Below are 23,526 nucleotides of genomic sequence, written 5' to 3'. Positions count from 1 at the left end.
AGGGAATTCTTCCGGCGTGGGCTAGGCGACGTCCAGACAAAGGTATTTCAGATCGGTGAAGGCTTCGAGGCCGTGGCGCGAGCCTTCGCGGCCGATGCCGGACTGCTTGACGCCGCCGAACGGGATCGGCGCGCCGGTGATCTTCACCCGGTTGATCGCGACCATGCCGTAGTCCAGCGCGCGGCCCATGCGCGCCTGCCGGGCGCCACTTTCGGTCACGACATAGGCGACGAGGCCGTATTCGGTAGCATTGGCGCGGGTCACGACTTCTGCTTCGTCGTCGAACGGCGTCACGGCCGCGACCGGGCCGAAGGTTTCCTCATGCATGATCAGCGCGTCGTCGTCCGTCACGTCGACGAGCAGCGTCGGCTGGAAGAACAGCTGCCCGGCCGCGTGACGCTTGCCGCCGGTCAGGCACCGCGCGCCGCGTGCGAGCGCGTCCGCCACCTGCTCCTCCACCTTCTTGACGGCACGTTCGTGCATCAGCGGCCCGATATCGGCGTCGCCGGAAAGCCCGTTGCCGGTGCGAAGGCTTTCGATGCGGCGCGCGAAAGCGGCGCAGAACCGCTCGTAGATCGGCCGCTGCACATAGATGCGGTTGGCGGCGAGGCAATCCTGGCCGGAGGTGACGAATTTGGCGTCGAGCGCGATCGTCACCGCCTTGTCGACATCGGCATCGTCGAAGACGATGAGCGGCGCATGGCCGCCGAGTTCCATGACCAGGCGCTTCATGGTCGGTGCGCTCTGCGCGGCGATCTGCCTGCCGACTTCGGTCGAACCGGTGAAGCTCATGGCGCGGACCCTGGTGTCGGCGCACATCGCGCCGACAATCGTTCGCGCATCGCCGGTGACGACGTTGAAGACGCCGGCCGGCAGCCCGGCGCGCTCGCCGAGCTCGGCTAGTGCCAGCGCCGACAAAGGCGTTTCGGAAGAGGGATGCGCGACGATGGTGCATCCGGCAGCAAGGGCGGCCGCCGCCTTGCGGGTGAGCATGGCGGAAGGAAAATTCCACGGGGTTACGACGCCGACAACGCCGAGCGGCTCGCGGCGCACGGTCATCTCGGCGTTGGGCAGGTGGCTGGTGACGCTTTCGGCGTTGAGGCGTTTTGCTTCCTCGGCATACCACTCGACGAAGGAGGCGGCGTAGTCGATCTCGCCCAGCGATTCCTTGAGCGGCTTGCCCTGCTCGAGCGTCATCAGCAGCGCCAGATCGTCCTTGGCGGCGACGATCAGATCGAACCATTTTCGCAAGACCCTTGAGCGCTCCTGCGGCAGGGCCGAGCGCCAGGCCGGGAAGGCGCGCGAGGCAGCATCGATCGCTTTCGTCGTCTGGCCGGCATCGAGCGCGGCGACGAAGGCGACCGTGGCGCCGGTCGCCGGATCGGTGACTTCAAAACTTTCCGCCGCCTCGCTTGCGGTCCAATGGCCGTCGACATAGGCGAGCGCGCGCCGCAGGCGGCGGTCGGCAAGGCGGTCGAGCGCGTCGTGGTGATTCGTGCGGGCAAAATGCGCGGACATCGATTGTCTCCCGGTGCCAAGGCGATGCGGAGAGACTAGCCGCGCGGCTGAGACAGAGAGGCTGTTTCGGCACCATCAGCCAGAAAGATTGTCTCTAATCACCCGCAGGGCCAGACAATCTCTCTAGCTTTGCCCCGGCAGCAGATCGGCGACCGGCAACACCGTCTCCTCCTTCACCGTCTTGGTGACGATGTAGGTGAAGTATCGGTCGATGCCGATCTCGCGTTCCAGCAGGCTATCCACCAGCCGCTGATAGGCGTCGACGTCGCGCGCCATCACTTTCAGCACATAATCGACGCCGCCGCCGACCGACCAGCAGGCGACGATCTCGGGTATGTCGCGAACGACCCGCTCGAAGCGATCGAAATCGGCCTGGCGGTGGTTGGCTAGGGTCACCTCCATCAGTACCGTCGCCACCGGCGCGATGCTGCGCATGGCGATCGAAGCGTGATAGCCGGAAACGATGCCGGCCTTCTCCAGCTTGCGCAGCCGCATCCAGCAGGGCGTCGGCGACAGGCCGACCTTCTCGGCCAGCGCCAGCTTGGTGATGCGCCCGTCGCGCTGGATGGCGTCCAGGATCCTGAGGTCGATCGGGTCGAGTTTCACTGCCGCCATGCCGGCTCCGTTTTTTGCTCAAGGCACCATGACGATGCATTATTTCGATTGTCAATTGCACTGATTTCGATCTCTAATAAGTCATGACATTATGGCAGCCAGATCCTGCGCTCATCCGACGACCGGCCTATCTCTCGCTGGCCGACCAATTCGCCCGCGCGATCCATGACGGGCGGCTCGCCAATGGCGCGCGGCTGCCGACGCACCGCCGCCTTGCGGACGACCTGAAACTTTCGGTGCAGACCGTCAGCCGCGCCTATGAGGAGCTGATCCGCCGCGGCCTGATTTCCGGCGAGGTCGGGCGCGGCAGCTTCGTTCAGACGCAGCGCCGCGAGCCAGAGCCGCCCTACCTTCCGGAACGTCTGGGCGAGGTCATCGACCTCTCCATCCTGAAGCCGGTCTGCGAGCCGATGCATCTGGAGAAGCTGAAGCAGGCGCTCTCCTGGCTGGCCGAGAACCTGCCGTCGAGCTCGGCGCTGTCGTTCCGGCCGAACATGGTGTTCCCGCGCCACCGCGCGGTGGCGGTCGAATGGCTGAAGCTCTGCGGCCTCGAAGCCTCGCCGCAGAACGTCAACCTCACCAACGGCGCCACGGCCGGCATGACGGTGGCGCTGATGAGCGTCGCGCCGCCCGGCTCGACGGTCGCCACAGAGGCGATCGGCCATCACACGCTGGTGCCGCTTGCGCGCTATCTCGGCTTCAACCTCGAAGGCCTGCCGATCGACGACAATGGACTGATCCCCGAGGCGTTGGACGAAGCCTGCCGTCTCTCGGACATCCGCGCCGTCTTCGTCCAGCCTTCGGTGATCAACCCGACGGCGACCCTGATGGACGCCAACCGGCGCGAGCAGATCGCGGCGGTGGCGCGCAAGCATGACATCGCCATCATCGAGAATGATGTGCTTGGGCCGCTGGTCGAAGGCAGGCCTCCCGCCGTCGCCGCCTTCGCGCCCGAGCGGACGCTCTACGTCACCTCATTCACCAAGATCGTCGTGCCCGGCCTGCGCATCGGTTATCTCGCCGTGCCGGACCGCTACGTCGCGGCCGTCGCCAACCGCCACCTCGTCTCGAACTGGATGGCAACGCCGATGGTGGCGGAGATCGCGACGCGCTGGGTGAACGACGGTACGGCGATCGAGTTGGTCAAATGGCAGCGCGGTGCGCTGAGACGCCGGCAGGAGATCGCCGCTGAGGTGCTCACGGGGGTGGACTATCGCTTCCATCGCGATGGGCTGCATCTCTGGCTGGAGCTGCCGGGCGACCGCGCCGAGGAGAGCTTTGTCGCCCAGGCGCGCCTGCGCGGTGTGGCGATCGCGCCGGGCACGTCTTTCCGTATCGCCGCCACGCCATGGCATCCGGCCGTCCGCATCTCGCTCGGATCGACCACCGAAGGGGAACTGCGTGCCGGCTTGAGCGTTGTCGCCAAGCTCCTGCTTGGCGATCCTGAGCATCTCCTGCTCGCCATTTGACGCACAAGCTGAATGCAGATTGCCCTGAAATTGTGCGGCGCGCGAAATATTGTCATGATATTATTTTCCTGATTGACATGATTTGGCGCGTTTCGCATCGTTAAGGGCATAGGCCGCTCCAGAACGGGGAAACATATTGCCCGCGCCCATCATCAAGGTCGATGCCATTTCGAAGAGCTTCGGCACCTTCAAGGTGCTGGACGGCCTGTCGATGCAGGTCATGCCAGGCGAGAAGCTGGCGCTGATCGGCCCGTCCGGATCGGGCAAGACGACGATCCTGCGCATCTTGATGACGCTGGAGAAGATCGACGGCGGCCATATCCAGATCGACGGCGAACAGCTCTATCACATGGAGCGCAACGGCCGGCTGCTGCCGGCCGACGAGCGGCACCTGGCCAAGATGCGCCAGAAGATCGGCATGGTCTTCCAGCTCTTCAATCTGTTCCCGCACAAATGCGTCATGGACAACGTCACGCTGGCGCCGATGCTGACCAAGGGCGTCGCGCGCGCCGCCGCCGAAAAGCGGGCGATGCAACTGCTCGACATGGTGGGGCTGGCCGACAAGGCCAAGGCGATGCCGGCGCAGCTTTCCGGCGGCCAGAAGCAGCGCGTAGCGATCGCTCGGGCGTTGGCGTTGTCGCCCAAGATCATGCTGTTCGACGAGGTTACCTCGGCGCTCGACCCTGAGCTGGTCGAGGAGGTGCTCAACGTCATGCGCAAGCTCGCCGCCGAGACCGATATGACGATGCTGCTCGTCACCCACGAGATGGGCTTTGCCCACGACTTCGCCGACCGCGTGCTGTTCTTCGACCGCGGCAGGATCGTCGAGGAAGGCAAGCCCGATGAGATTTTCCGCCATCCCAAGCAGGAACGCACGCAGGGCTTCCTGAAGAAGATCATCGCGGCCGGACACCGCGTCTGACCGCAATGCCCTAGGGCGGCGAAGCCGTCCCGAAAATCGGAAACGGTCGGCGAGAACGCCGTCCCGAACCGAGCAAACCAAGAAGAGAAACCAAGGAGTTGGGAACGATGAAGAAACTTGGCATCCTGGCTGGCGTCGCCGGCCTCGCAGTGAGCGCAATGCTGCTCGCCTCCGGTGCGCGTTCGGCGGACGACGCAAAGCTCGAGCAACTCAAGCAGCAAGGCTTCGCCCGCGTCGCCATCGCCAATGAGCCGCCCTATACGGCGGTCGCCGCCGACGGCAAGGTCTCGGGCGCGGCGCCGGACGTGGCGCGCGAAATCTTCAAGCGCCTCGGCGTCAACGACATCGTCGCCTCCATCTCCGAATATGGCGCTATGATCCCCGGCCTGCAGGCCGGCCGCTTCGACGTTGTCACCGCCGGCCTGTTCATGAAGCCGGAGCGCTGCGCGGCGGTCGCCTATTCCGAGCCGGTGCTGTGCGATGCGGAAGCGATGCTGGTGAAGAAGGGCAACCCGAAGGGCTTCAAGAGCTATGAGGACATCGCCAAGGATACCTCCGCCACCGTCGGCGCGCCGGGCGGCGGCACCGAGGAGAAGCTGGCGCTCAATGCCGGCGTGCCGCGCGACCGCGTCATCGTCGTGCCGGACGGCCAGAGCGGCCTGAAGATGGTGCAGGACGGCCGCATCGACGCCTATTCACTGCCGGTGCTCTCGATCAACGACCTCATCAAGAAGGCCAACGATCCGAACCTCGAAGTGATCGCGCCGGTGCAGGGCGCGCCGGTCTATTGCGACGGCGCCGCCTTCAAGAAGGGCGACGAGGCGCTGCGCGATGCCTATGACGTCGAGCTTGCCAAGATGAAGAAGTCGGGCGAGTTCGCTAAGATCATCGAGCCCTACGGCTTCTCGGCCAAGGCGGCGATGTCGACGACGCGCGAGAAGCTCTGCGCGGCGAAGTAGTGTTCTTTTGCCTTCTCCCCGTTGACGGGGAGAAGGTGGCCCGAAGGGCCGGATGAGGGGCGGCGCCAGCATTTGAAGGTTAGTGCTGCCCCTCATCTGCCTGCCCGTCCTCCGCAACAACTGCGCTGCAGCTAGGGAGGGTGAACCGGCATCTTCTCCCCCGCGAACGGGGAGAAGGAGCTGTCGCGACCGCCTCGGACAAACACAAACGTAGGACACTTCGCACTTCATGACCCAGTGGTCCGGCTATCTCGGCCTGATATTGCAGGGAGCGCTTGTCACCATCGAGCTGACGCTGATGGGGTCGGTGCTCGCGCTGATCATGGCCTTCCTCGCCGGCATTGGCCGCGTGTCGCGCTTCTCCATCGTGCGGGCACTGGCGACGATCTATATCGAGTTCTTCCGCGGCACCTCGATCTTCGTTCAGCTGTTCTGGGCCTATTTCGTGCTGCCTTTCGTCGGCCTGTCGCTGACGCCGCTGCTGGCGGGCGTGCTGGCGCTGGGCCTCAATGTCGGCGCCTATGCCGCTGAGGTCGTGCGCGGCGCCATCCTGTCGATCGGCCGCGAGCAATACGAGGCCTGCACGGCGCTCAACCTCGGCCGCTGGCAAGGCATGCGCCACGTCATCCTGCCACAGGCGCTGCTGGTCATGCTGCCGACCTTCGGCAACAACGCCATCGAACTGCTCAAGGCGACGTCGGTCGTGTCGCTGATCTCGCTCGCCGATCTCACCTTCCAGGCGCAGGTGGTACGCTCGCAGACCGGCAGCACGCTGATGCCCTTCGTCTCCGTGCTCGTCATCTATTTCGTGCTCGCGCTGATCATCTCCTGGGGCGTGCGCTCGCTGGAGCGCCGCATGGCGCGCGGCCTCGACGGAGTGCGTGTGTGATGGAATGGGATTGGAATTTCGTCCGCGAGATCATGCCGACCTTGATCCAGGGCGTGAAGATCACGATCCTGGCGACGGTGCTCGGCTCGGTCCTGGCGGCGATCGTCGGTCTGGCGATAGCGCTGGCGCGGCGTTCGCCGAACCGGACCGTGTCGCGCAGCGTCGGCTGGTTCGCCGAGTTCATCCGCGGCACGCCGCTTCTGGTGCAGCTCTACTTCATCTTCTACGTTCTGCCCGACATCGGCATTCTTTTGCCGCCGCTGGTGGCAGGCGTCATCGGGCTTGGCCTGCACTACGGCACCTACACGGCCGAGGTCTATCGCGCCGGTATCGAGAATGTGCCGCGCGGCCAGTGGGAGGCCGCCAAGGCCTGCAACCTGAGCGGCTACAATACCTGGACGCATGTCATCCTGCCGCAGGCGATCCCACCGATGATCCCGGCTCTGGCCAACTACTTCATCGCCATGTTCAAGGAAACGCCGCTGCTTTCGGCGATCACCGTGCTTGAACTGATGAACCAGGCCAAGAGCGTCGCCAACACCTACTATCGCTATATCGAGCCGATGACGCTGGTCGGCGCCTTCTTCCTCGTCATCAGCCTCTGCTCCGTCGTACTCTTGCGCTGGCTGGAGCACCGCTACGGCAGGATCGAGAGATGAAAGTCATGAACCCGTTGCCCGAAATCCGGCTGGCGCCGAGCCGGCCCGCCCTCGATGCGCGTCCGCTTGAAAAGCGCGTCGGCCTGATCACCCTTGCCACCGACCATACCAGCGAGGTCGACTTCCGCCGCATGGTGGCGAGCGAGCGGATCGGCGTTTATGTGGCGCGCATTCCCTATGCCAATCCGACGACGCCGGAAAACCTGCGCAAGATGCAGCCGTCGCTTTCGGCAGGCGCGGCGCTGATCCTGCCGGACGAGCCGCTCGACGCCGTCTGCTATTCCTGCACATCGGCCTCCGTGGTGATCGGCGATGCCGAGATCGAAACGGCGATCCAAGCGGCCAAACCGAATGTTGCCGTGATCACGCCACCCATGGCAGGCGTGCGCGGACTGAACGCCTTTGAGGCGAAGCGGATCAGCATTCTCCCCCCTTACACCGTCGAGACCAGCCGGCCGATGGCAACCTATTTCGCCGCGCACGGCTTCGACATCGAGAGCTTCACCTGCCTCGGCTTCGAGGACGATCGCGAGATGGCGCGCATCAAGCCCGGTTCGCTCGTGGACTTGGCGCGCAAGGCAACGCACGCGCAGGCCGATGCGCTGTTCGTTTCGTGCACCGCGCTGCGCGCGGCGCTTGCCGTTCCAGGCATGGAAGAAGCGATCGGCCGCCCGGTCGTCACCAGCAACCTGGCCAGCGCCTGGAACTGCTTGCGGCTCTGCGGCGACGACACGCCGCGGCCGGAGTTCGGCCGGCTGATGACGAAGTCATTGGCCCAGTGATCGACATGGAAGTCACGCTTCAGCATATTCGCGCTGCGCGCGAAAATATTGCCGGCAAGGTCGAGCGGACACCCGCCGTTAAGTCGCAAAGCCTCTCGGACCGCGCGGGCCATCCCGTCCACCTCAAGCTGGAACATCACCAGACCACCGGCGCGTTCAAGCTGCGCGGTGCGTCCAACGCCATCGCCGCGCTGAGCCCGCAAGAAAGATCGCGCGGCGTTGTCGCGGCGTCGACCGGCAATCACGGTCGCGCGCTCGCCCATGCGGCGAAACTCGAAGGCATGCGCGCGGTGATCTGCATGTCCAGGCTGGTGCCCGAAAACAAGCTCGACGCCATCCGCCGCCTCGGCGCGGATATCCGTATCGTCGGCAACAGCCAGGACGACGCACAACAGGAGGTCGACAGGCTGGTCGCGGAGGAGGGGCTCATCATGCTGCCGCCCTTCGACCATCCAGACATCATCGCCGGGCAAGGCACTCTGGGCCTGGAAATCATGGAGCAGGTTCCGGACGCAGCAGCTGTGGTGGTGCCGCTTTCCGGCGGCGGATTGGCAGCGGGCGTCGCGGCGGCGGTCAAAGGGGTGAGCCCGGGCACCAAAGTCATCGGCGTCTCGATGGCGCGCGGTGCCGCGATGAAGGCGAGCCTCGATGCCGGGCGTCCCGTGCAGGTCGAGGAACTGCCGACGCTGGCGGATTCGCTCGGCGGCGGCATCGGCCTCGACAACCGGCTGACCTTTGCCATGTGCCGTGGCCTGCTCGACGATGTCATCCTGCTCTCCGAGGACGAGATCGCCGCCGGCATCCGCCATGCCTATGCGGAAGAGCGCGAGATCGTCGAGGGCGCGGGCGCCGTCGGCATCGGCGCGCTGCTTTCCGAAAAGGTGAAGGTGAACGGCCCCACCGTTCTTATCCTCTCCGGCCGCAACATCGACATGAGCCTGCATCGCCGCATTGTCTGCGGCGACCCTGAACTGGAGGAGAGCGCCGCATGAGCCGCATGACCATCCTCACCGAAGTGGAACTGCGCAAGATCGTGAGGCTCGATCTCGACGCCGTCGCCTGTGTCGAAAATGCCTTCCGCGCTTTGGCCACGCTGCCGGTGGCGATGCCGCCGATTCTGAGGCTCGACATTCCCGAGCATCGCGGCGAGGTCGACGTGAAATCCGCCTATGTGCCCGGCATAGACGGCTTCGCTGTCAAGATAAGCTCCGGCTTCTTCGACAATCCGGCGCTCGGGCTGCCGAGCGGCGGCGGCATGATGGTGCTGCTTTCGGCAAAGACCGGTGTGGTCGAGGCGCTGCTGCTCGACAATGGCTATCTGACCGACGTCCGCACCGCTGCTGCCGGCGCGGTCGCGGCCAAGCATTTGTCGCGCGAAGACTCCGCCATAGCCGCGATCTTCGGTGCCGGTTTGCAGGCCGGCCTGCAATTGGAGGCCTTGCGCCTTGTCAGGCCGATTGAGGAAGCGCGCATCTGGGCGCGCGACGCAGCCAAGGCCGAGGCGACCGCCGCGCGCTTGCGCGAGAGACTGGGCATCATGGTGCGCGCCGAACCGGATGCGGCGAACGCGGCAGCCGGCGCCGACATCATCGTCACCACCACGCCTTCGACCGAGCCGCTGATCAAGGCCGGTTTCGTTTCCGCCGGCCAGCACATCACAGCTATGGGCTCGGATGCCGAGCATAAGAACGAGATCGCGCCGGCGATCCTTCGTATGGCCGATCTCTATGTCGCCGACAGCGCGAAGCAGACGCGGCGTCTCGGGGAGCTTCACCATGCCATCGAAGCTGGCGTGATGGCGGCCGACGCCGACGTTACCGAACTCGGCCAGGTCATCGCCGGAAAGAAGCATGGACGACGCTCGGCCGACGACATCACCATCGCCGACCTCACCGGCACTGGCGTGCAGGACACCGCGATTGCCACTCTGGCCCGGGACCGCGCGCGGGCGGCCAATGCCGGAACCGTTTTCGAAAGCTGATACCTGGCCAGAGCGTGATCCGGAAAAGTGGGAACCGGTTTTCCGAAAAGATCACGCTCAAACAGAAATAGGCGAGGAGCCTGATTCAACGAAGTTGAATCAGGCTCTGGGCCCAACAGACGAGGACCAAGAACGATGCAGCCAAACCTGAAATTCTCGCGAGGCGAATTTGCCGATCGCCTCGCCAAGACGCGGAACGCCATGGAGGCCAAGGGGGTCGATCTGCTGATCGTCAGCGATCCCTCCAACATGGCCTGGCTGACCGGCTATGACGGCTGGTCCTTCTATGTGCATCAGGCGGTCATCGTGCCGCCTTCGGGCGAGCCGGTCTGGTACGGTCGCGGCCAGGATGCCAATGGCGCCAAGCGCACCGCCTATCTCGCGCACAACAACATCGTCGGCTATGCCGACCACTATGTGCAGTCGACCGAGCGGCACCCGATGGATTACCTCGCCAGCGTGCTGGCGGAGCGCCGCTGGGACAAGCTCACCATCGGCGTCGAGATGGACAATTACTGGTTCTCCGCGGCCGCCTTCGCCGCGCTGCAGAAGCACCTGCCCAATGCCCGGTTCGTCGACGCCACCGCGCTGGTCAACTGGCAGCGCGCCGTGAAGAGCCCGGCCGAGATCGGTTACATGCGCAACGCCGCCCGCATCGTCGAGGCCATGCACAAGCGCATTGTCGACAGAATAGAGGTCGGCATGCGCAAATGCGATCTGGTCGCCGAGATCTACGACGCCGGCACGCGTGGCGTGGAAGGCATCGGCGGCGACTATCCGGCGATCGTGCCGTTGCTGCCGTCGGGCGCCGATGCCTCGGCGCCGCATCTCACCTGGGACGACCAGCCGATGAAGGCGGGCGAGGGGACATTCTTCGAGATCGCCGGCTGCTACAACCGCTACCATTGCCCGCTGTCGCGCACCGTCTTCCTCGGCAAGCCGACGCAAGCCTTCCTCGACGCCGAGAAGGCGACGCTGGAGGGCATGGATGCCGGCCTTGCCGCTGCCAAGCCGGGCAACGCCTGCGAGGACATCGCCAATGCCTTCTTCGCCGTCTTGAAGAAGTACGGTATCGTCAAGGACAACCGCACCGGCTACTCGATCGGTCTTTCCTATCCGCCGGATTGGGGCGAACGCATCATGAGCCTGCGCCCCGGCGACCGCACCGAGCTCAAGCCCGGCATGACCTTCCATTTCATGACCGGTCTCTGGCTGGAGACGATGGGGCTGGAGATCACCGAGTCGATCCTGATCACCGAGACCGGCGTCGAATGCCTGGCCAACGTGCCGCGCAAGCTCTTCGTGAAGGACTGAGACCGATGTCAGCTCTGCGTCCATCGCCGATCACGCCGACCGTCGACTTCGAGCGCGACGGCGTCCAGCACGGCTTCCTGCGCCTGCCTTACAGCCGCGACGATTCCGCCTGGGGCTCGGTGACGATCCCGATCTGCTTGATCCGCAACGGCAAGGGGCCGGCGGCGCTGCTTACAGGCGGCAATCACGGCGACGAGTATGAGGGGCCGCTGGCGCTCTACGAGCTCGCCCGCACGCTCGACCCGAAAAGCGTCACCGGCACGGTCATCATCGTGCCGGCGATGAACTATCCGGCGTTCCGCGCCGGCACGCGCACCTCGCCGATCGACAAGGGCAACATGAACCGCAGCTTTCCCGGAAGGCCCGACGGCACGGTGACGGAAAAGATCGCCGATTATTTCCAGCGCGAATTGCTGCCGCGGGCAGACATCGTGTTCGACTTCCACTCGGGCGGAAAGACGCTCGATTTCGTGCCGTTCTGCGCCGCGCATACGCTGCCGGACAAGGCGCAGGAAAAGAAGGCTTTCGCCGCGGTCGAGGCTTTCTCTGCGCCGTTCTCGATGCGCATGACCGAGATCGATGCGGTCGGCATGTACGACACGGCGGCGGAGGCGATGGGCAAGGTCTTCGTCACCACAGAGCTTGGCGGTGGCGGGACATCGCGGGCCGAGACGGTGCGCATTGCCCGGCGCGGCGTGCTCAACGTGCTTCGCCATGCCGGTATTGCTTCCGGTGCGGTCGAGAAGGGCAGAACTCAATGGCTCGATATGCCGTCGGGCGATTGCTTTGCCTTCGCCGAGGACGACGGCATGATCGAGACCATGATCGATCTCGGCGAGAAGGTGGAAGAGGGCCAGGTCGTGGCGCGCATCCATTCGACCGGCCGCACCGGCATCGCACCGCAGGAGATCAAGGCCGGGATGTCGGGCCTGCTGGCCGCGCGCCATTTCCCGGGCCTGATAAAGGCCGGCGATTGCGTCTCAGTGCTCGCCGTCGAGGTCGATTGATGCCCGATCGCGGTGCCAGATCACGCGTCGTGCTGAGCGTTTGAGAAGCGATATCGTACGCAGACCTATTTGCCTGCGTACGGCTCGCATTCAACCGTGGAATTGGTAGGCGGCAATGGAATCCGGTTTCATCTCGATCGAGAAGCCGGGTGCCGTCGGCGGCATATAAGCCGCGTTCTCGATGATACAGGGCTCGAGGAAATGCTCGTGCAGGTGATCGACATATTCGATCACTCGGTCCTGCTTGGTGCCCGACACCGCGACGTAGTCGATCGTTGAGAGATGCTGGACATATTCGCACAGGCCGACGCCGCCGGCATGCGGCCAGACCGGCAGGCCGAACTTGGCCGCGATCAGCAGGACGGCCAGCACCTCGTTGAGGCCGCCCATGCGGCAGGAGTCGATCTGCACGACGTCGACGGCGCCGCCGGCGATGAACTGCTTGAACATGATGCGGTTCTGACACATCTCGCCGGTCGCGACCTTGATCGGCGCCACGGCCTTGCGGATTTTCGCATGGCCGGCGATGTCGTCGGGGCTGGTCGGCTCCTCGATGAAGAAAGGCTTGGCGAAAGCGAGGTCGTGCAACCAGTCGATCGCCTGGTCGACCTCCCAGACCTGGTTGGCGTCGATCATCAGGTAGCGGTCCGGACCGATCACTTCGCGGGCGATCCTCAGGCGGCGGATGTCGTCGGCGCGGTCGCGGCCCACTTTCAGCTTGATGTGATCAAAACCCTGGTCGACTGCTTCCTGGCAGAGGCGTCTCAGCTTGTCGTCGGGATAGCCGAGCCAGCCGGCCGAGGTGGTGTAGCAGGCATAGCCTTCGCGTTCGAGCGTTGCGATGCGCTCGGCCTTGCCGGGCTCGGCCTTCTTCAGGATATCCAGCGCCTCGGCCGGCGTGATCGCATCGGTGAGATAGCGGAAGTCGACAATCCGCACGAGCTCTTCCGGGCTCATTTCGGCGACCAGCCGCCAGACCGGCTTGCCGACCTCCTTCGCCCATAGGTCCCAAACCGCATTGACCACGGCGCCCACGGCAAGGTGCATTGCGCCCTTGTCAGGGCCAATCCAGCGCAACTGGCTGTCGCCGGTCAGGTGATGCCAGAAACGGCCGGGATCCTCTTTGACCCATTCGAGGTCGAGGCCGACGACCAGATGGCGCAGCGCTTCGATCGCCGCGCAGCAGATTTCGTTGCCGCGGCCGATGGTGAAGGTGAGCCCGTGGCCCTTCAATGAGGGGACGTCGCTGTCGAGGATGACGTAGGACGCGGAATAATCCGGGTCGGGGTTCATGGCGTCCGACCCGTCGAGGCTTTGCGACGTCGGAAAGCGCAGGTCGAAGACGCGAAGATCGATAATGCGGGTCATGTTCACTGCCTCATCAGATCGACCAGCCGCCGTCGATATTATAGGCCTGTCCGGTCGTGTAGGTGGCGCCGGCGAGATAGACGGCAAGGTCGGCGATTTCCTCGGCCGTGCCTAGCCTGCCCATCGGCTGGCGAGCGATGAAGGCCGTGCGGGCGGCCTCGTAGTCGCCCTGCGCCCGCATGCGGCTTTCGAGCGACGGGCTCTCCACCGTGCCGGGGCAGATAGCGTTGCAGCGGATTCCCCTGGCGACATAGTCGGCGGCGATCGACTTGGTCAGGCCAATCACCGCCGCCTTGGTCACACCATAGGCGAAGCGGTTCGGCACGCCCTTCGGGGCGCCGGCGACCGACGCCATGTTGATGATCGCGCCGTCGCCGCGCTCGAGCATGCCGGGCAGCACGGCGCGGATGGTGCGGATCATGGCGCGAACATTGAGATTGAAGGCGAAGTCGAGGTCCTCTTCCTTCATCTCGAGGATGGAGCCGGAATGGACGAAGCCGGCGCAGTTGAACAGCACATCGACGCGGCCGATCTCGGCGAAGGCGCCTTTGACGGCATCGTCGTTCAGCACATCGAGCTTGCGGGTGGCGATGCCTTTCTGCCCGTTGAGCTCGGCCAGCGCGGATTCGTTGATGTCGGTGGCATGTACGGTTGCTCCGGCCGCGGCAAATGCGAGCACGCTGGCGCGGCCAATGCCTTGTGCGGCCGCGGTGACGACGACGGTCTTGCCGTCCAGTGAATGAGCCATGTCGTGTCTCCTTCCGAGTCTCAAGCCGGCTGCTTGCGCCGCTCGACGATATAGATGTGGTCCGCGGCCAACACGACTTCGTCCCGCTGGTTGATGACCTCGACGCGTTCGATGACGCGACCGGAGGCCGGCCGTTTCGGATCGTCTTCTTTCGCGGCGATCGTCGTGCGCGTGTGGATCGTGTCGCCGATGAAGACCGGCTTGATGAAGCGCAGCCTGTCATAGCCGTAGGAGAAGGCCACCGGATTGATGATGGTCGCCGTCAGGCCGACGCCGACGGAGAACACCAGCGTGCCATGCGCGATGCGCTGGCCGAAGGGCGTCGTCTTCATGAACTCGGCGTCCATGTGATGCGGAAAGAAATCGCCGGTGTGGCCAGCATGGACGACGAAGTCGGTCTCGGTGATCGTGCGGCCGCTGGTGAGCCGCGACGAGCCGATCTCGTAGTCCTCGAAATAGGTGAACTGTTCCATCTCATCCCTACGGTTTTTCCGCGAGCGGCGTCGCCGGCGCGGCGCTCGATTTGTAGGCGGCTTCGACCAACGCCATCGTATTCCAGGCGTCCTCGACGGAGCTGACCAGCTCGGCGTCCTCGCCGCAAGCGAAGCGCTGAACATTGGCCATGCGCCCGACGAAGGCGTCAGGGAACCATTCGCCGGCAAGTGGCACGCTCACCCAGTCCGACCCGCCCTTGGGATAGATTTCCAAAATGTCCGGCTCGCCGCGCGGATAGTCGAGATTGAGGCCGAGCTTGACGTAGGCGGCGCCTTCGGTGCCGCAGACGCGGAACTCGCAGGCCTGGTGCCGGCGTCCGAACTTGTGGTCGTGGTTGATCGAGAGCGCGCAGCGCACCGTGTCGCCATAGTCGAGAATGGCGCTGGTGCGCGTCTGCGCGACCTTGTGGTTGGGATGGCCGAGCGTCTTGGCATGCACGCCCTTCGGGTCGCCCAATAGTTGGCGGATCAGGTCGAGATAGTGGATCGAATGCATGGCGATCTCGACGCGCGGCGCCGTGAGCAGGAACTCCCAAAGCTGCCACGGAGTAGCCAGCGCCAGCCAGGCGTCGAAGTCGACGACTTCGCCAAGCCAGCCCTTGGCGATCGCGTCCTTCAGCGCCAGCATCATCGGCGCGAAGCGGAGCTGGAAATTCACCGCCGCCTTCAGCTTCTTGGCGCGGCAGATTTCAAGAATCTCGGTCGCCTCGCCGAGATAGTTGCCCATCGGCTTTTGGATCAGCGCCACCGCGCCGTCAGGAAGGGCCCTCAGGACTTCGGCGTGCCGGCCGGGCGGCGTCGCCAGGTCGAAGATCGCATCCTTCACCGCTGCCGCTTCTTCCAGCGAGCGGTAGGCGGTCACGCCCCATTTCTCGGCGAGCTTTCGCGCTTTAGCCCGGTCCGGATCGTAGAGGCCCACCACCGGAAAGCCGGCCTTGCGATAGGCCGGGAAATGGGCATCGCCAACGATCGAGCCGGCGCCGAAGGTGACGATCGGGCGCGGCTTCGCGGGCCTTGGCCAGGATTGCGCCAGCAAGGCGGGATTGAAGGCGTCAGTCATGATGGAAGACTTCATCCATCATCGCCCACCATTCGCCTTCCTGCCTGGTCGGCAAAGGCTCCTGGCAAGGCATGCACACCGCCCACCATTCCTGGGTCTTGGGGTCCGCGGCCATCTTGGCCATGTCGGCGGCGTAGTCGGTGCCGTGATACTCGAAATAGGAGAACAGCAGGTTCTCCGACCGCTTGAGATAGATCGAGTAGTTCTTGATGTTGCAGGCCGAGATCATCTTGAGCACGCCCGGCCACACGGCGGCGTGCAGGCGCACATATTCCTCGACCTTCTCCGGCTTCAGGCCGAGCACCATGCCCATTCGCTGCATCTCAATCCCTCCGTTCGGTGACGGTGACGTTGAATTCGGCGATGCTGCGCGCCTTGATCGCATCGAAATCCCAGTCGATGCCGAGGCCCGGCTCGCTCGGCGCCAGCGCATGGCCGTTTTCGATCACCATCTTCCTGCCCGTCAACTCATCCAGCTGCGGAATGTATTCGACATATTTGCCGTTCGGCACCGCGCAGGCCAGGCTGACATGCAGTTCCATTAGGAAATGCGGGCAGATGGGCATGTCGAAGGCTTCCGCCATATGCGCCACCTTCAGCCAGGGCGTGATGCCGCCGATGCGGCCGACATCGACCTGCACGATGTTGCAGCCGCCCTTCTGCATATATTCGCGGAAATGGCGGATCGAATAAAGCGACTCGCCGACCGCCACCGGCGTCGCGGTCGCATTCGACAGCCGCACATGGCCGTCGATGTCGTCGGCCGGCAGCGGCTCCTCGATCCAGGCGAGGTCGAGATCGCGCAGCCGCTCGGCGCGGCGGATCGCCTCGTCGACGGAAAAACCCTGGTTGCAGTCGGTCATGATCTCGTAGCCGTCGCCGACCGCCTTGCGCACTGCGGACAGCCGCGCAAGATCCTCCGAGCCGTGCGGCTTGCCGATCTTGACCTTGGAGCCGGTGAAGCCTTTCGCCTTTGCTGCCAGCGCATCCTCGACCAGCGCTTGCGTCTCGATGTGCAGCCAACCGCCTTCGGTGGTGTAAAGCGGACAGCGGTCCTTGGCGCCGCCGGCGAGCTTCCAGAGCGGCAGCTTCTGTTTCCTCGCCCGAAGGTCCCAGAGCGCGGTGTCGATTGCGGCGAGCGCGATTGCCGTGATGGCGCCGATCGTGGTGGCGTGCGTCGCGAATTCGAGATCATGCCAGATCGCCTCGATCCGGTCCGCGTCCTGGCCGATCAGGCGCGGCGCCAGGTGGTCGGCCAGAAGCCGCATCACCGAAGAGCCGCCGGTGCCGATCGTGTAGCTGTAGCCCATGCCGACCGCGCCGTCGGCATCGGTGATGGTGACGATCGGCGTCTCCTGGCTGACAAAGCTCTGAATGGCGTCGGTGCGCTTCACCTTCGGCACCAGATCGACCATTGCAAGCTCGACTTTCTCGATCTTCGCCATAGTCAACTCCTCAGGGATTTGCCGGTTTCCGCGGAAAAGAGGTGCGCCTGTGACAGGTCGAAGTGCATTGCGACACGGTCGCCTGCCTTCAACGGCCTGGGATTCAGCATACGCGAGACCCAGTCGCGGCGATCGAATTCGGCGAACACCAGCGTTTCGTTGCCGAGCGGCTCGGTCACCGTGACCGGCAGCTCGATCTCGTGGACGTCAGCGGCATCGCCCGAATGCAAGCCGTGGCCGGCTGGGTAGAGATCGTCGGGACGCAGGCCGAACACCACCTTATCGCCGGCGTCCACCTTGGCCTTGAACCGCGCGGGCAGCGGCAGGCTCTGGCCACCGGCGAAGACGACCTTGCCGTCGTCCACAGTCGCCTCCTGCAGGTTCATCGGCGGCGAGCCGATGAAGCCCGCGACGAAGCGCGTCGCCGGCCGCTGAAAAACCTCGTCCGGCGTGCCGACCTGCTCGATATAGCCGTCGCGCATGATGACGATGCGGTCGGCGAGCGTCATCGCCTCGACCTGGTCGTGCGTGACGTAGATGACGGTGGACTTCACCTTGGCGTGCAGCTTCTTGATCTCGGTGCGCATCTGCGTGCGCAGCTTGGCGTCGAGATTGCTGAGCGGCTCATCGAACAGGAAGACGTCGGGATCTCGCACGATGGCGCGGCCCATGGCGACGCGCTGGCGCTGGCCGCCGGAAAGCTGGGAGGGACGGCGCTCTAGCAGCGCGTCGAGGCCGAGGATGGCCGAGGCTTCTGCGACCCGGCGGTCCATCTCCTCCTTCGGCGCGCCGGCGATCTTCAGCGAGAAGCCGAGATTTTCGCGCACCGTCATATGCGGGTAGAGCGCGTAGGACTGGAACACCATCGAGATGTTGCGCGAGCGCGGCGGCAGATCGTTGACGATGCGGCCGCCGATCTCGATCGTGCCGCCGGAGATTTCCTCCAGCCCGGCGATCATGCGCAGTGTGGTCGACTTGCCGCAGCCGGACGGCCCGACCAGCGCGATGAACTCGCGGTCGGCGACGTCGAGGTCGATGCCGTGCACGATCTCCATGCTGCCGTAACGCTTGGTCAGTTTCTTGAGCGAGACAATCGCCATCGGATCAACCTTTCACCGCGCCGGAGGTCAGGCCGCCGACGAGGTGTTTCTGGACGATGAAGGTGAGGATAAGCGCCGGAATGATCATCACCACGGCCAGTGCGCACATGCCGCGCCAGTCGATGGTGAATTCGGCCGTGTAGTCGAGCAGCCCGACGGGAAGCGTCTTGGAATTGATCGAGCGCGTCAGCTGCGAAGCCAGCGCGAACTCGTTCCAGGAGGTGAGGAAGGCGAATATGCCGGCGGACGCGATGCCTGGTCCGGCAAGCGGAAACTCGACCTGCCAAAAGGCCTGCCAGCGCGTGCAGCCGTCGATCTGCGCGGCCTCGGCAAGATCCTTCGGCACCTGGCGGAAGAAGCCGTCGATCAGCCAGATGGTGAAAGGCACGTTGAGCGCGACATAGGCGAGGATCAGGCCGAAATGCGTGTCGATGATGTCGAGGCGGGCATAGACGAAAAACAGCGGCAGCGAGAGCGCGATGCCGGGCACGGTGCGGGTCAGCATCAGGCCGAGGAACATTGCCGACTTGCCACGGAAACGGTAGCGCGCGAAGGCGTAGCCGCCGGCCATGCCGATGGCGATGGCAATGACGGTCGAGGTGATCGAGATGATCAGCGAATTGCGGAAATAGTCGAGGACGGGAATGCCGCCCTTGCCGACGCCGCTGAACATGGCGATGTAGGCGTCGAGCGAGACCTGCTGCGGGATCCAGACCGGCGGCTTGGCGAGGATTTCGACCGTCGGCCGCAGCGAGGACAGCACGATCCAGATGCCGGGCAGGCAGATCAACAGCATGGCGAGGAACAGGCCGATGCGATGCGCGATCGTCGCGGCGCTACGCTTCAGGCGGGCGGATGCGTTGGCGTCCATTCTCACCACTCCGCGCCGATCTGGGTGCGCGCCGCGGCGAGCTTCTTGAAGAAATAAACTGTGAAGACGATCGACAGCAGGATCGAGAAATAGGCCATGGCATTGGCCACGCCCATGCGGGCATCGCTGTATGCGGTGCGCGCGACCAGCGTCCACAACAGCTCCGTGCGGCCGGCCGGGCCACCATCGGTCATGATCTTGACGATGTCGTAGGCGCGCGCGACGTCGAGCGAGCGGATGGTCATGGCGATGTAGGCGAAGGGCATGATGAAGGGCCAGGTCACATAGCGGAAGGTCTGCCAAGGTGTGCAGCCGTCGACGCGCGCCGCCTCGACCGGCTCCTTGGGCATGGCGAGCAGGCCGGCAAGGATCAGGATCGCGAAGATCGAGGTCGACGACCAGATCTCGGCGATCGAAATGGCGATGAAGGCGAGGTGGCCTTCGATCAGCCAGGGGATGGCATCCCGCGTCAGGCCGAGCGACTGCAGCGCGTTGTTCACCAGCCCAATATTGTCGTTGAACATGAACTTGAACTGGAAGCCGACGAGGATCGGCGAGAACATCATCGGGAACATCATGATGGTGCGCAGCAGCCGCTGGCCGCGGCTGGCCTTCTCGACCAGCAGCGCGAGGCCGAGCCCGAGCAGCATCTCCAGATTGAGCGCGATGGTAAGCAAAAGCACGGTGCGGCCGAAGGCCCACCAGAAATTCGCGTCGGACAGAATGTTGCGATAGTTGCGCAGGCCGATGAAGGTGAAGAAGGTCTCCGGCCGCGTCAGCCTGAACGGCGTGAAGCTGGAATAAAATGACAGGCAGAGCGGCACGACCACCACCGCCGCCAGCACGAGCACGGCCGGCAGCAGAAGAAGGGTTGGCGCGGAAAGCCGCTTGGCCGTCATGCGATGTCCTAAAGAAGTTTGCGCGGCCGGCGATCCAATCGCAGGGCGGCCGCATCGGTCAAAGCGGCGCCGGTCGCAAGGACCGGCGCCGCAGGGAGGATAGTCCTTAGAGCTTGCCGGCGTCCTCGAGGATCTGCGTCGCCTTAGCGGCCGCGTCGTCCAGCGCCTGCTTGGAGGTCTTGTCGCCGAGGATCGCGGCCTGCAGTTCCGGATAGACGGCGTTGGAGATTTCGATCCATTCCGGCGTCTGCGGCACCGGGAAGGCGTTCTTGGCGGCTTCCTGGAATGCCTGCAGCACTTCGGTCTTATACGGATCGGACTTGGCCTGCTCGAGGTCCCATTCCCACACCTTGGTGCGGGTGGGCAACGGGCCGGCGGCGGCCTCCAGCTTCTGGCTGTCCTCGTTGGTCAGCCACCAGACGAGCGAGGCGGCGGCTTCCTTGTTGGCGCAGTTCTCGGTCACCGAGAAGCCATGCGCGCCGGACCAGCCGGAGCGCTTGCCGGACGAGCCCTTGGGCTGCACCTTGACGCCGACATTGCCGGCGACCTTCGACGACTTCGGGTCGTTGAAGAAGCCGGCCCAGCCCGGCCAGTCGAGGTTGATCGCCACGGTGCCGGAGGCAAAGCCCTGGCCGAGGTCGTCCCACAGATAGTTGGTCGTGCCGGCAGGCACCGCCTTGGCCTTGTAGAGGTTGACGAACCAGTCGAGCGCCTTGACGCCGGCTTCGGAGTTGAAGGCCGGCTTGCCGTCCTTGTCGAGATATTCGCCGCCGTCGGCGATCAGCATCTCGTAGAAGCGGCCGTTGATCGCCTCTTCCTTGCCGGCATATTGCGTGCCGTAGAAATCGGGCGGGCTGGCGAAGAATTCCGCCTGCTGGGCCATCTCGTCGAACGTGTCCGGCGGCGCGAGATCCTCGCCGTACTTGTCCTTGTAGGCCTTCTTCTTGGCTTCGTCCTGATAGAGGCTCTTCTGGTAGTAGAGCGCCGAGACGTCGAACTGCGCGCGCGGCAGCATCACCAGCTTGCCGTCGAGCGTGCCGGCCGTGATGTTGGCCGGAACGAAGGCGTCGATCTCCTCCTTCGGCAGGAGCTTGGCAAGATCGGTGTAGATGCCCGGATATTGCGGCGCGAACGAGGTGTGGTTGGAGCCGACGCACCAGGTGATCGAGTTCGACGCGATATCCGACTTGATCTCCTTGTCGAGATCGAAGTGGTTCTTCTTGGAGATGACGTTGACCTTGGCGCCGGTCGCCTTCTCCCACTCGCCGATGCGCTCGTAGAGCTTTTCGTATTGCTGGCCGCCAATCAGCTTGGCGTCGATGGTGACGCCGGGAAACTTGCCCGGCAGGTCGGCCGCGAATGCAGCGCCCGATGCCATGAGCAATGCGCCGGCGGCGACGCCGGAAAGCAGTCTGTTCATGAATATCCTCCCTGGACGGCCAGTGGCCGCCATGACCTGAAGCTCAGCCGCTTCATTCATATGCAAACAAAATATTCATAAGTCGTCAAGCCGAAACTTCTTCCCAATGAAGGCACTCTTGCGTATATGAAGATGAAAATTCACCAGAGGGACATCCGGTGCAGGACGACGAGGAAGACCGCTATCGCGCGCCGGCACTGGACAAGGGGCTGGACATCCTGGAACTGCTCGCCAGCGTCGATGGCGGCCTGACGCAGGCCGAGATCGCCAAGCGGCTCGACCGCAGTCCGAACGAGTTCTACCGGATGCTCGACCGTCTGGTGAAACGCGGCTATGTCACACGCCCCGACGGCGACCGCTATTCGCTGACGCTGAAGCTCTTCGGGCTCGGCCAGTTGCATGCGCCGGTGCGCAGGCTGGTCTCCTACGCCACCTCGATCATGCGCGAACTGGCCGAGACGTCGTGGCAGGCAAACCAGCTCGTGGTGTTCGACCGTGGCAGCGCCGTCGTCATCGCCCAGCAGGAAGCGCCGCGATACTGGGGTATCTCGATCCGCGTCGGCTCGCATATCAGCCTGTTCGACACCGGCTCGGGACATGTGCTGCTGGCCTTCCGCTCGCCGGAAGAACGCGAGATGATGATCGCCGAGCATCTGCGCAGCAACGAGGAGATGAAGCTGTCGCCCGACTTCTTCGCCCGCCTCGACCAGGTGCGCGACCGCGGCTATGAGATGATGGCTTCGCTGCAGACGGCCGGCGTCTACAATCTGTCGGCGCCGGTGCTCGGTCCCGACGGACGCGGCATCGCCGCGCTCACCATACCCTATATCACCCTGGTCAATGCGCCGGCCGCGCCCGATATCACCAGGACCATCACGCTGCTCCAGGCCGCCGCGGCCCGTTTGTCGCAACTCGCGGGATCGGATGTGAGGTCGAAGGAATAATTCTTATTTGAATGATGAATTCTCCCGTGAGATGATCGAGACCATGTTTTGAGGCATGTCATTTTCCCAAAACCGCTGCACAGTTTTGGGCGACATGCAGAAGCGCGACAAGGGAGGAAGCCATGATCGTCGACACCCACCTGCATCTCATCGACAAGGCGGCGCTGCGCTATCCGTGGCTGTCCGGCGTGCCGGCGCTCGACCGCGATTTTTCCTACGATGAATATGCCGTCGAGGCACGCCGCGCGGGCATAGAGCTGGCGCTGCATATGGAGGTCGACGTCGACCCTGCCGATATCGCGGCCGAGACGGCTCACGTCGAAGGATTGTCGAAAAAGCCAGGCAGCCTGGTGAGGGGTGCGATCGTCTCCTGCCGACCGGAAGAGGCTGGCTTCGCTGCCTGGCTGGACAAGGTGAAGGCCGATCCCTTCGTGAAAGGTTTCCGCCGCGTGCTGCATGTCGTGCCCGACGACGTTTCCGAGGGCGCGCTTTTCCGTGAAAACATCAAGCGTATCGCCGGCAGCGGGCTGACCTTCGATCTCTGCGTCCTGCCGCGGCAGATGAGCCAAGCGATCGCGCTGGTCGATCTGGCGCCGGACGTGCAGTTCGTTCTCGATCACTGCGGCGTGCCCGACATCAAGGACAGGGCCGAGCACCCTTGGCGCGAGCAGATCGCCGCGATCGCGCGGCGCCCCAATGTCGTGGGCAAGATTTCGGGCGTCGTCGCCTATGCCGATCCAGCGACCTGGACCGCCGAGACGCTGCGGCCCTATGTCGAGCACACGATCGGCAGCTTCGGCTGGGACCGCGTCGTATGGGGCAGCGACTGGCCGGTCTGCAAAATAGGTGGCGGGCTGCTCGGCTGGGTGGCGGCCACGCATGCGCTGATCGCCGGCGCGAGCGCGACCGAGCGCGCGAAGCTGCTCTCCGGCAACGCGAAGAAGCTGTGGCGGCTGTAAGCCCGACTCTGCTGCGCGGTCGAGCGAGATGCATTAGCCGGCGGCGGCCGGCGCGAAGCTCTCCCGGAACAGGCGATTGATGTCGGCGACGACGCGGCGGGCG

At 64.4% G+C, this 23,526-nt stretch carries 24 protein-coding genes; 12 read left to right on the top strand and 12 right to left on the bottom strand.

Annotation, left to right across the window (positions count from 1 at the left end; all coding sequences use genetic code 11):
- Positions 1–21 precede the first annotated feature (21 nt).
- Positions 22–1,518, bottom strand: coding sequence for an NAD-dependent succinate-semialdehyde dehydrogenase (locus tag DH10_RS20365; RefSeq protein WP_192254879.1), 1,497 nt, complete (start codon positions 1,516–1,518; stop codon positions 22–24).
- A 123-nt stretch (positions 1,519–1,641) separates the two neighbouring features.
- The gene (locus DH10_RS20360; RefSeq protein ID WP_192255006.1) at positions 1,642–2,124 is read right to left on the bottom strand and encodes an Lrp/AsnC family transcriptional regulator; all 483 of its coding nucleotides are present in this window, start codon (positions 2,122–2,124) and stop codon (positions 1,642–1,644) included.
- Positions 2,125–2,216: 92 nt separating this feature from the next.
- On the opposite strand from DH10_RS20360, the gene ehuR reads away from it, so the two are divergent.
- From ehuR to doeB, 10 genes are all read left to right on the top strand, one after another.
- Positions 2,217–3,602 carry a MocR-like ectoine utilization transcription factor EhuR gene (gene ehuR / locus DH10_RS20355; RefSeq protein ID WP_192254877.1) on the top strand — a complete coding sequence of 462 codons (1,386 nt, stop codon included), beginning with the start codon at positions 2,217–2,219 and terminating at the stop codon, positions 3,600–3,602.
- A gap of 136 nt (positions 3,603–3,738) precedes the next feature.
- Positions 3,739–4,524 (top strand): ectoine/hydroxyectoine ABC transporter ATP-binding protein EhuA, encoded by a 786-nt coding sequence (gene ehuA / locus DH10_RS20350; protein ID WP_210325259.1) that lies wholly within the window; start codon positions 3,739–3,741, stop codon positions 4,522–4,524.
- 158 nt (positions 4,525–4,682) lie between these two features.
- On the top strand, positions 4,683–5,483 hold the full coding sequence (gene ehuB / locus DH10_RS20345) for an ectoine/hydroxyectoine ABC transporter substrate-binding protein EhuB (protein WP_246506464.1): 801 nt from the start codon (positions 4,683–4,685) through the stop codon (positions 5,481–5,483).
- Positions 5,484–5,712: 229 nt separating this feature from the next.
- Positions 5,713–6,372 carry an ectoine/hydroxyectoine ABC transporter permease subunit EhuC gene (gene ehuC, locus DH10_RS20340; protein WP_192254872.1) on the top strand — a complete coding sequence of 220 codons (660 nt, stop codon included), beginning with the start codon at positions 5,713–5,715 and terminating at the stop codon, positions 6,370–6,372.
- A complete protein-coding gene (gene ehuD, locus DH10_RS20335) occupies positions 6,372–7,031 on the top strand; it encodes an ectoine/hydroxyectoine ABC transporter permease subunit EhuD (RefSeq protein ID WP_192255002.1) in 660 nt (219 codons plus the stop codon). The genes ehuC and ehuD overlap by 1 nt, the downstream gene beginning before the upstream one ends.
- A gap of 5 nt (positions 7,032–7,036) precedes the next feature.
- Positions 7,037–7,813, top strand: a complete 777-nt coding sequence (eutA, locus tag DH10_RS20330; RefSeq protein WP_192385265.1) for an ectoine utilization protein EutA — start codon at positions 7,037–7,039, stop codon at positions 7,811–7,813.
- A gap of 5 nt (positions 7,814–7,818) precedes the next feature.
- The gene (eutB, locus tag DH10_RS20325) at positions 7,819–8,805 is read left to right on the top strand and encodes a hydroxyectoine utilization dehydratase EutB (protein WP_192254870.1); all 987 of its coding nucleotides are present in this window, start codon (positions 7,819–7,821) and stop codon (positions 8,803–8,805) included.
- Positions 8,802–9,794 (top strand): cyclodeaminase, encoded by a 993-nt coding sequence (locus tag DH10_RS20320; RefSeq protein ID WP_192254868.1) that lies wholly within the window; start codon positions 8,802–8,804, stop codon positions 9,792–9,794. Before eutB ends, DH10_RS20320 begins: the two co-directional genes overlap by 4 nt.
- 135 nt (positions 9,795–9,929) lie before the next feature.
- On the top strand, positions 9,930–11,108 hold the full coding sequence (doeA, locus tag DH10_RS20315) for an ectoine hydrolase DoeA (RefSeq protein WP_192254866.1): 1,179 nt from the start codon (positions 9,930–9,932) through the stop codon (positions 11,106–11,108).
- 5 nt (positions 11,109–11,113) lie between these two features.
- A complete protein-coding gene (gene doeB, locus DH10_RS20310) occupies positions 11,114–12,115 on the top strand; it encodes a N(2)-acetyl-L-2,4-diaminobutanoate deacetylase DoeB (protein WP_192254864.1) in 1,002 nt (333 codons plus the stop codon).
- 90 nt (positions 12,116–12,205) lie between these two features.
- Here the strand turns inward: doeB and DH10_RS20305 are convergent, their stop codons facing one another.
- The 10 genes from DH10_RS20305 to DH10_RS20260 all read right to left on the bottom strand — a co-directional run bounded on the left by DH10_RS20305 (position 12,206) and on the right by DH10_RS20260 (position 21,520).
- A complete protein-coding gene (locus tag DH10_RS20305; RefSeq protein ID WP_192254862.1) occupies positions 12,206–13,483 on the bottom strand; it encodes an L-fuconate dehydratase in 1,278 nt (425 codons plus the stop codon).
- Positions 13,484–13,496: 13 nt separating this feature from the next.
- Positions 13,497–14,231, bottom strand: coding sequence for an SDR family oxidoreductase (locus tag DH10_RS20300; RefSeq protein ID WP_192254860.1), 735 nt, complete (start codon positions 14,229–14,231; stop codon positions 13,497–13,499).
- 20 nt (positions 14,232–14,251) lie between these two features.
- Positions 14,252–14,704: a MaoC/PaaZ C-terminal domain-containing protein gene (locus tag DH10_RS20295; protein ID WP_192254858.1), complete on the bottom strand. Its 453-nt coding sequence runs from the start codon at positions 14,702–14,704 to the stop codon at positions 14,252–14,254.
- 7 nt (positions 14,705–14,711) lie between these two features.
- Positions 14,712–15,785, bottom strand: a complete 1,074-nt coding sequence (locus DH10_RS20290; RefSeq protein WP_192385264.1) for a Gfo/Idh/MocA family protein — start codon at positions 15,783–15,785, stop codon at positions 14,712–14,714.
- Complete coding sequence (locus DH10_RS20285; protein WP_192385263.1) at positions 15,778–16,107, bottom strand: L-rhamnose mutarotase; 330 nt, start codon at positions 16,105–16,107, stop codon at positions 15,778–15,780. Before DH10_RS20285 ends, DH10_RS20290 begins: the two co-directional genes overlap by 8 nt.
- Position 16,108: 1 nt before the next feature.
- Positions 16,109–17,230 (bottom strand): mandelate racemase/muconate lactonizing enzyme family protein, encoded by a 1,122-nt coding sequence (locus DH10_RS20280; protein ID WP_192385262.1) that lies wholly within the window; start codon positions 17,228–17,230, stop codon positions 16,109–16,111.
- A gap of 2 nt (positions 17,231–17,232) precedes the next feature.
- Positions 17,233–18,330 (bottom strand): ABC transporter ATP-binding protein, encoded by a 1,098-nt coding sequence (locus tag DH10_RS20275; RefSeq protein WP_192385261.1) that lies wholly within the window; start codon positions 18,328–18,330, stop codon positions 17,233–17,235.
- 4 nt (positions 18,331–18,334) lie between these two features.
- Positions 18,335–19,201, bottom strand: coding sequence for a carbohydrate ABC transporter permease (locus tag DH10_RS20270; RefSeq protein WP_192385260.1), 867 nt, complete (start codon positions 19,199–19,201; stop codon positions 18,335–18,337).
- A 2-nt stretch (positions 19,202–19,203) separates the two neighbouring features.
- Complete coding sequence (locus tag DH10_RS20265; RefSeq protein ID WP_192254856.1) at positions 19,204–20,100, bottom strand: carbohydrate ABC transporter permease; 897 nt, start codon at positions 20,098–20,100, stop codon at positions 19,204–19,206.
- A 106-nt stretch (positions 20,101–20,206) separates the two neighbouring features.
- The gene (locus DH10_RS20260) at positions 20,207–21,520 is read right to left on the bottom strand and encodes an ABC transporter substrate-binding protein (RefSeq protein WP_192254854.1); all 1,314 of its coding nucleotides are present in this window, start codon (positions 21,518–21,520) and stop codon (positions 20,207–20,209) included.
- Between the two features lie 158 nt (positions 21,521–21,678).
- Here DH10_RS20260 and DH10_RS20255 point away from each other — a divergent pair, with 158 nt between their 5' ends.
- Both DH10_RS20255 and DH10_RS20250 read left to right on the top strand, forming a co-directional pair.
- On the top strand, positions 21,679–22,464 hold the full coding sequence (locus DH10_RS20255; RefSeq protein ID WP_192254852.1) for an IclR family transcriptional regulator: 786 nt from the start codon (positions 21,679–21,681) through the stop codon (positions 22,462–22,464).
- 122 nt (positions 22,465–22,586) lie between these two features.
- Positions 22,587–23,423 (top strand): amidohydrolase family protein, encoded by an 837-nt coding sequence (locus DH10_RS20250; protein WP_192254850.1) that lies wholly within the window; start codon positions 22,587–22,589, stop codon positions 23,421–23,423.
- Positions 23,424–23,526 lie beyond the last annotated feature (103 nt).

Source organism: Mesorhizobium silamurunense (genome assembly GCF_014843825.1).
GTDB lineage: Bacteria > Pseudomonadota > Alphaproteobacteria > Rhizobiales > Rhizobiaceae > Mesorhizobium > Mesorhizobium silamurunense.
The sequence above is the reverse complement of the archived record's forward strand: the minus strand, read 5'-3'. Positions and strand labels throughout refer to the sequence as shown.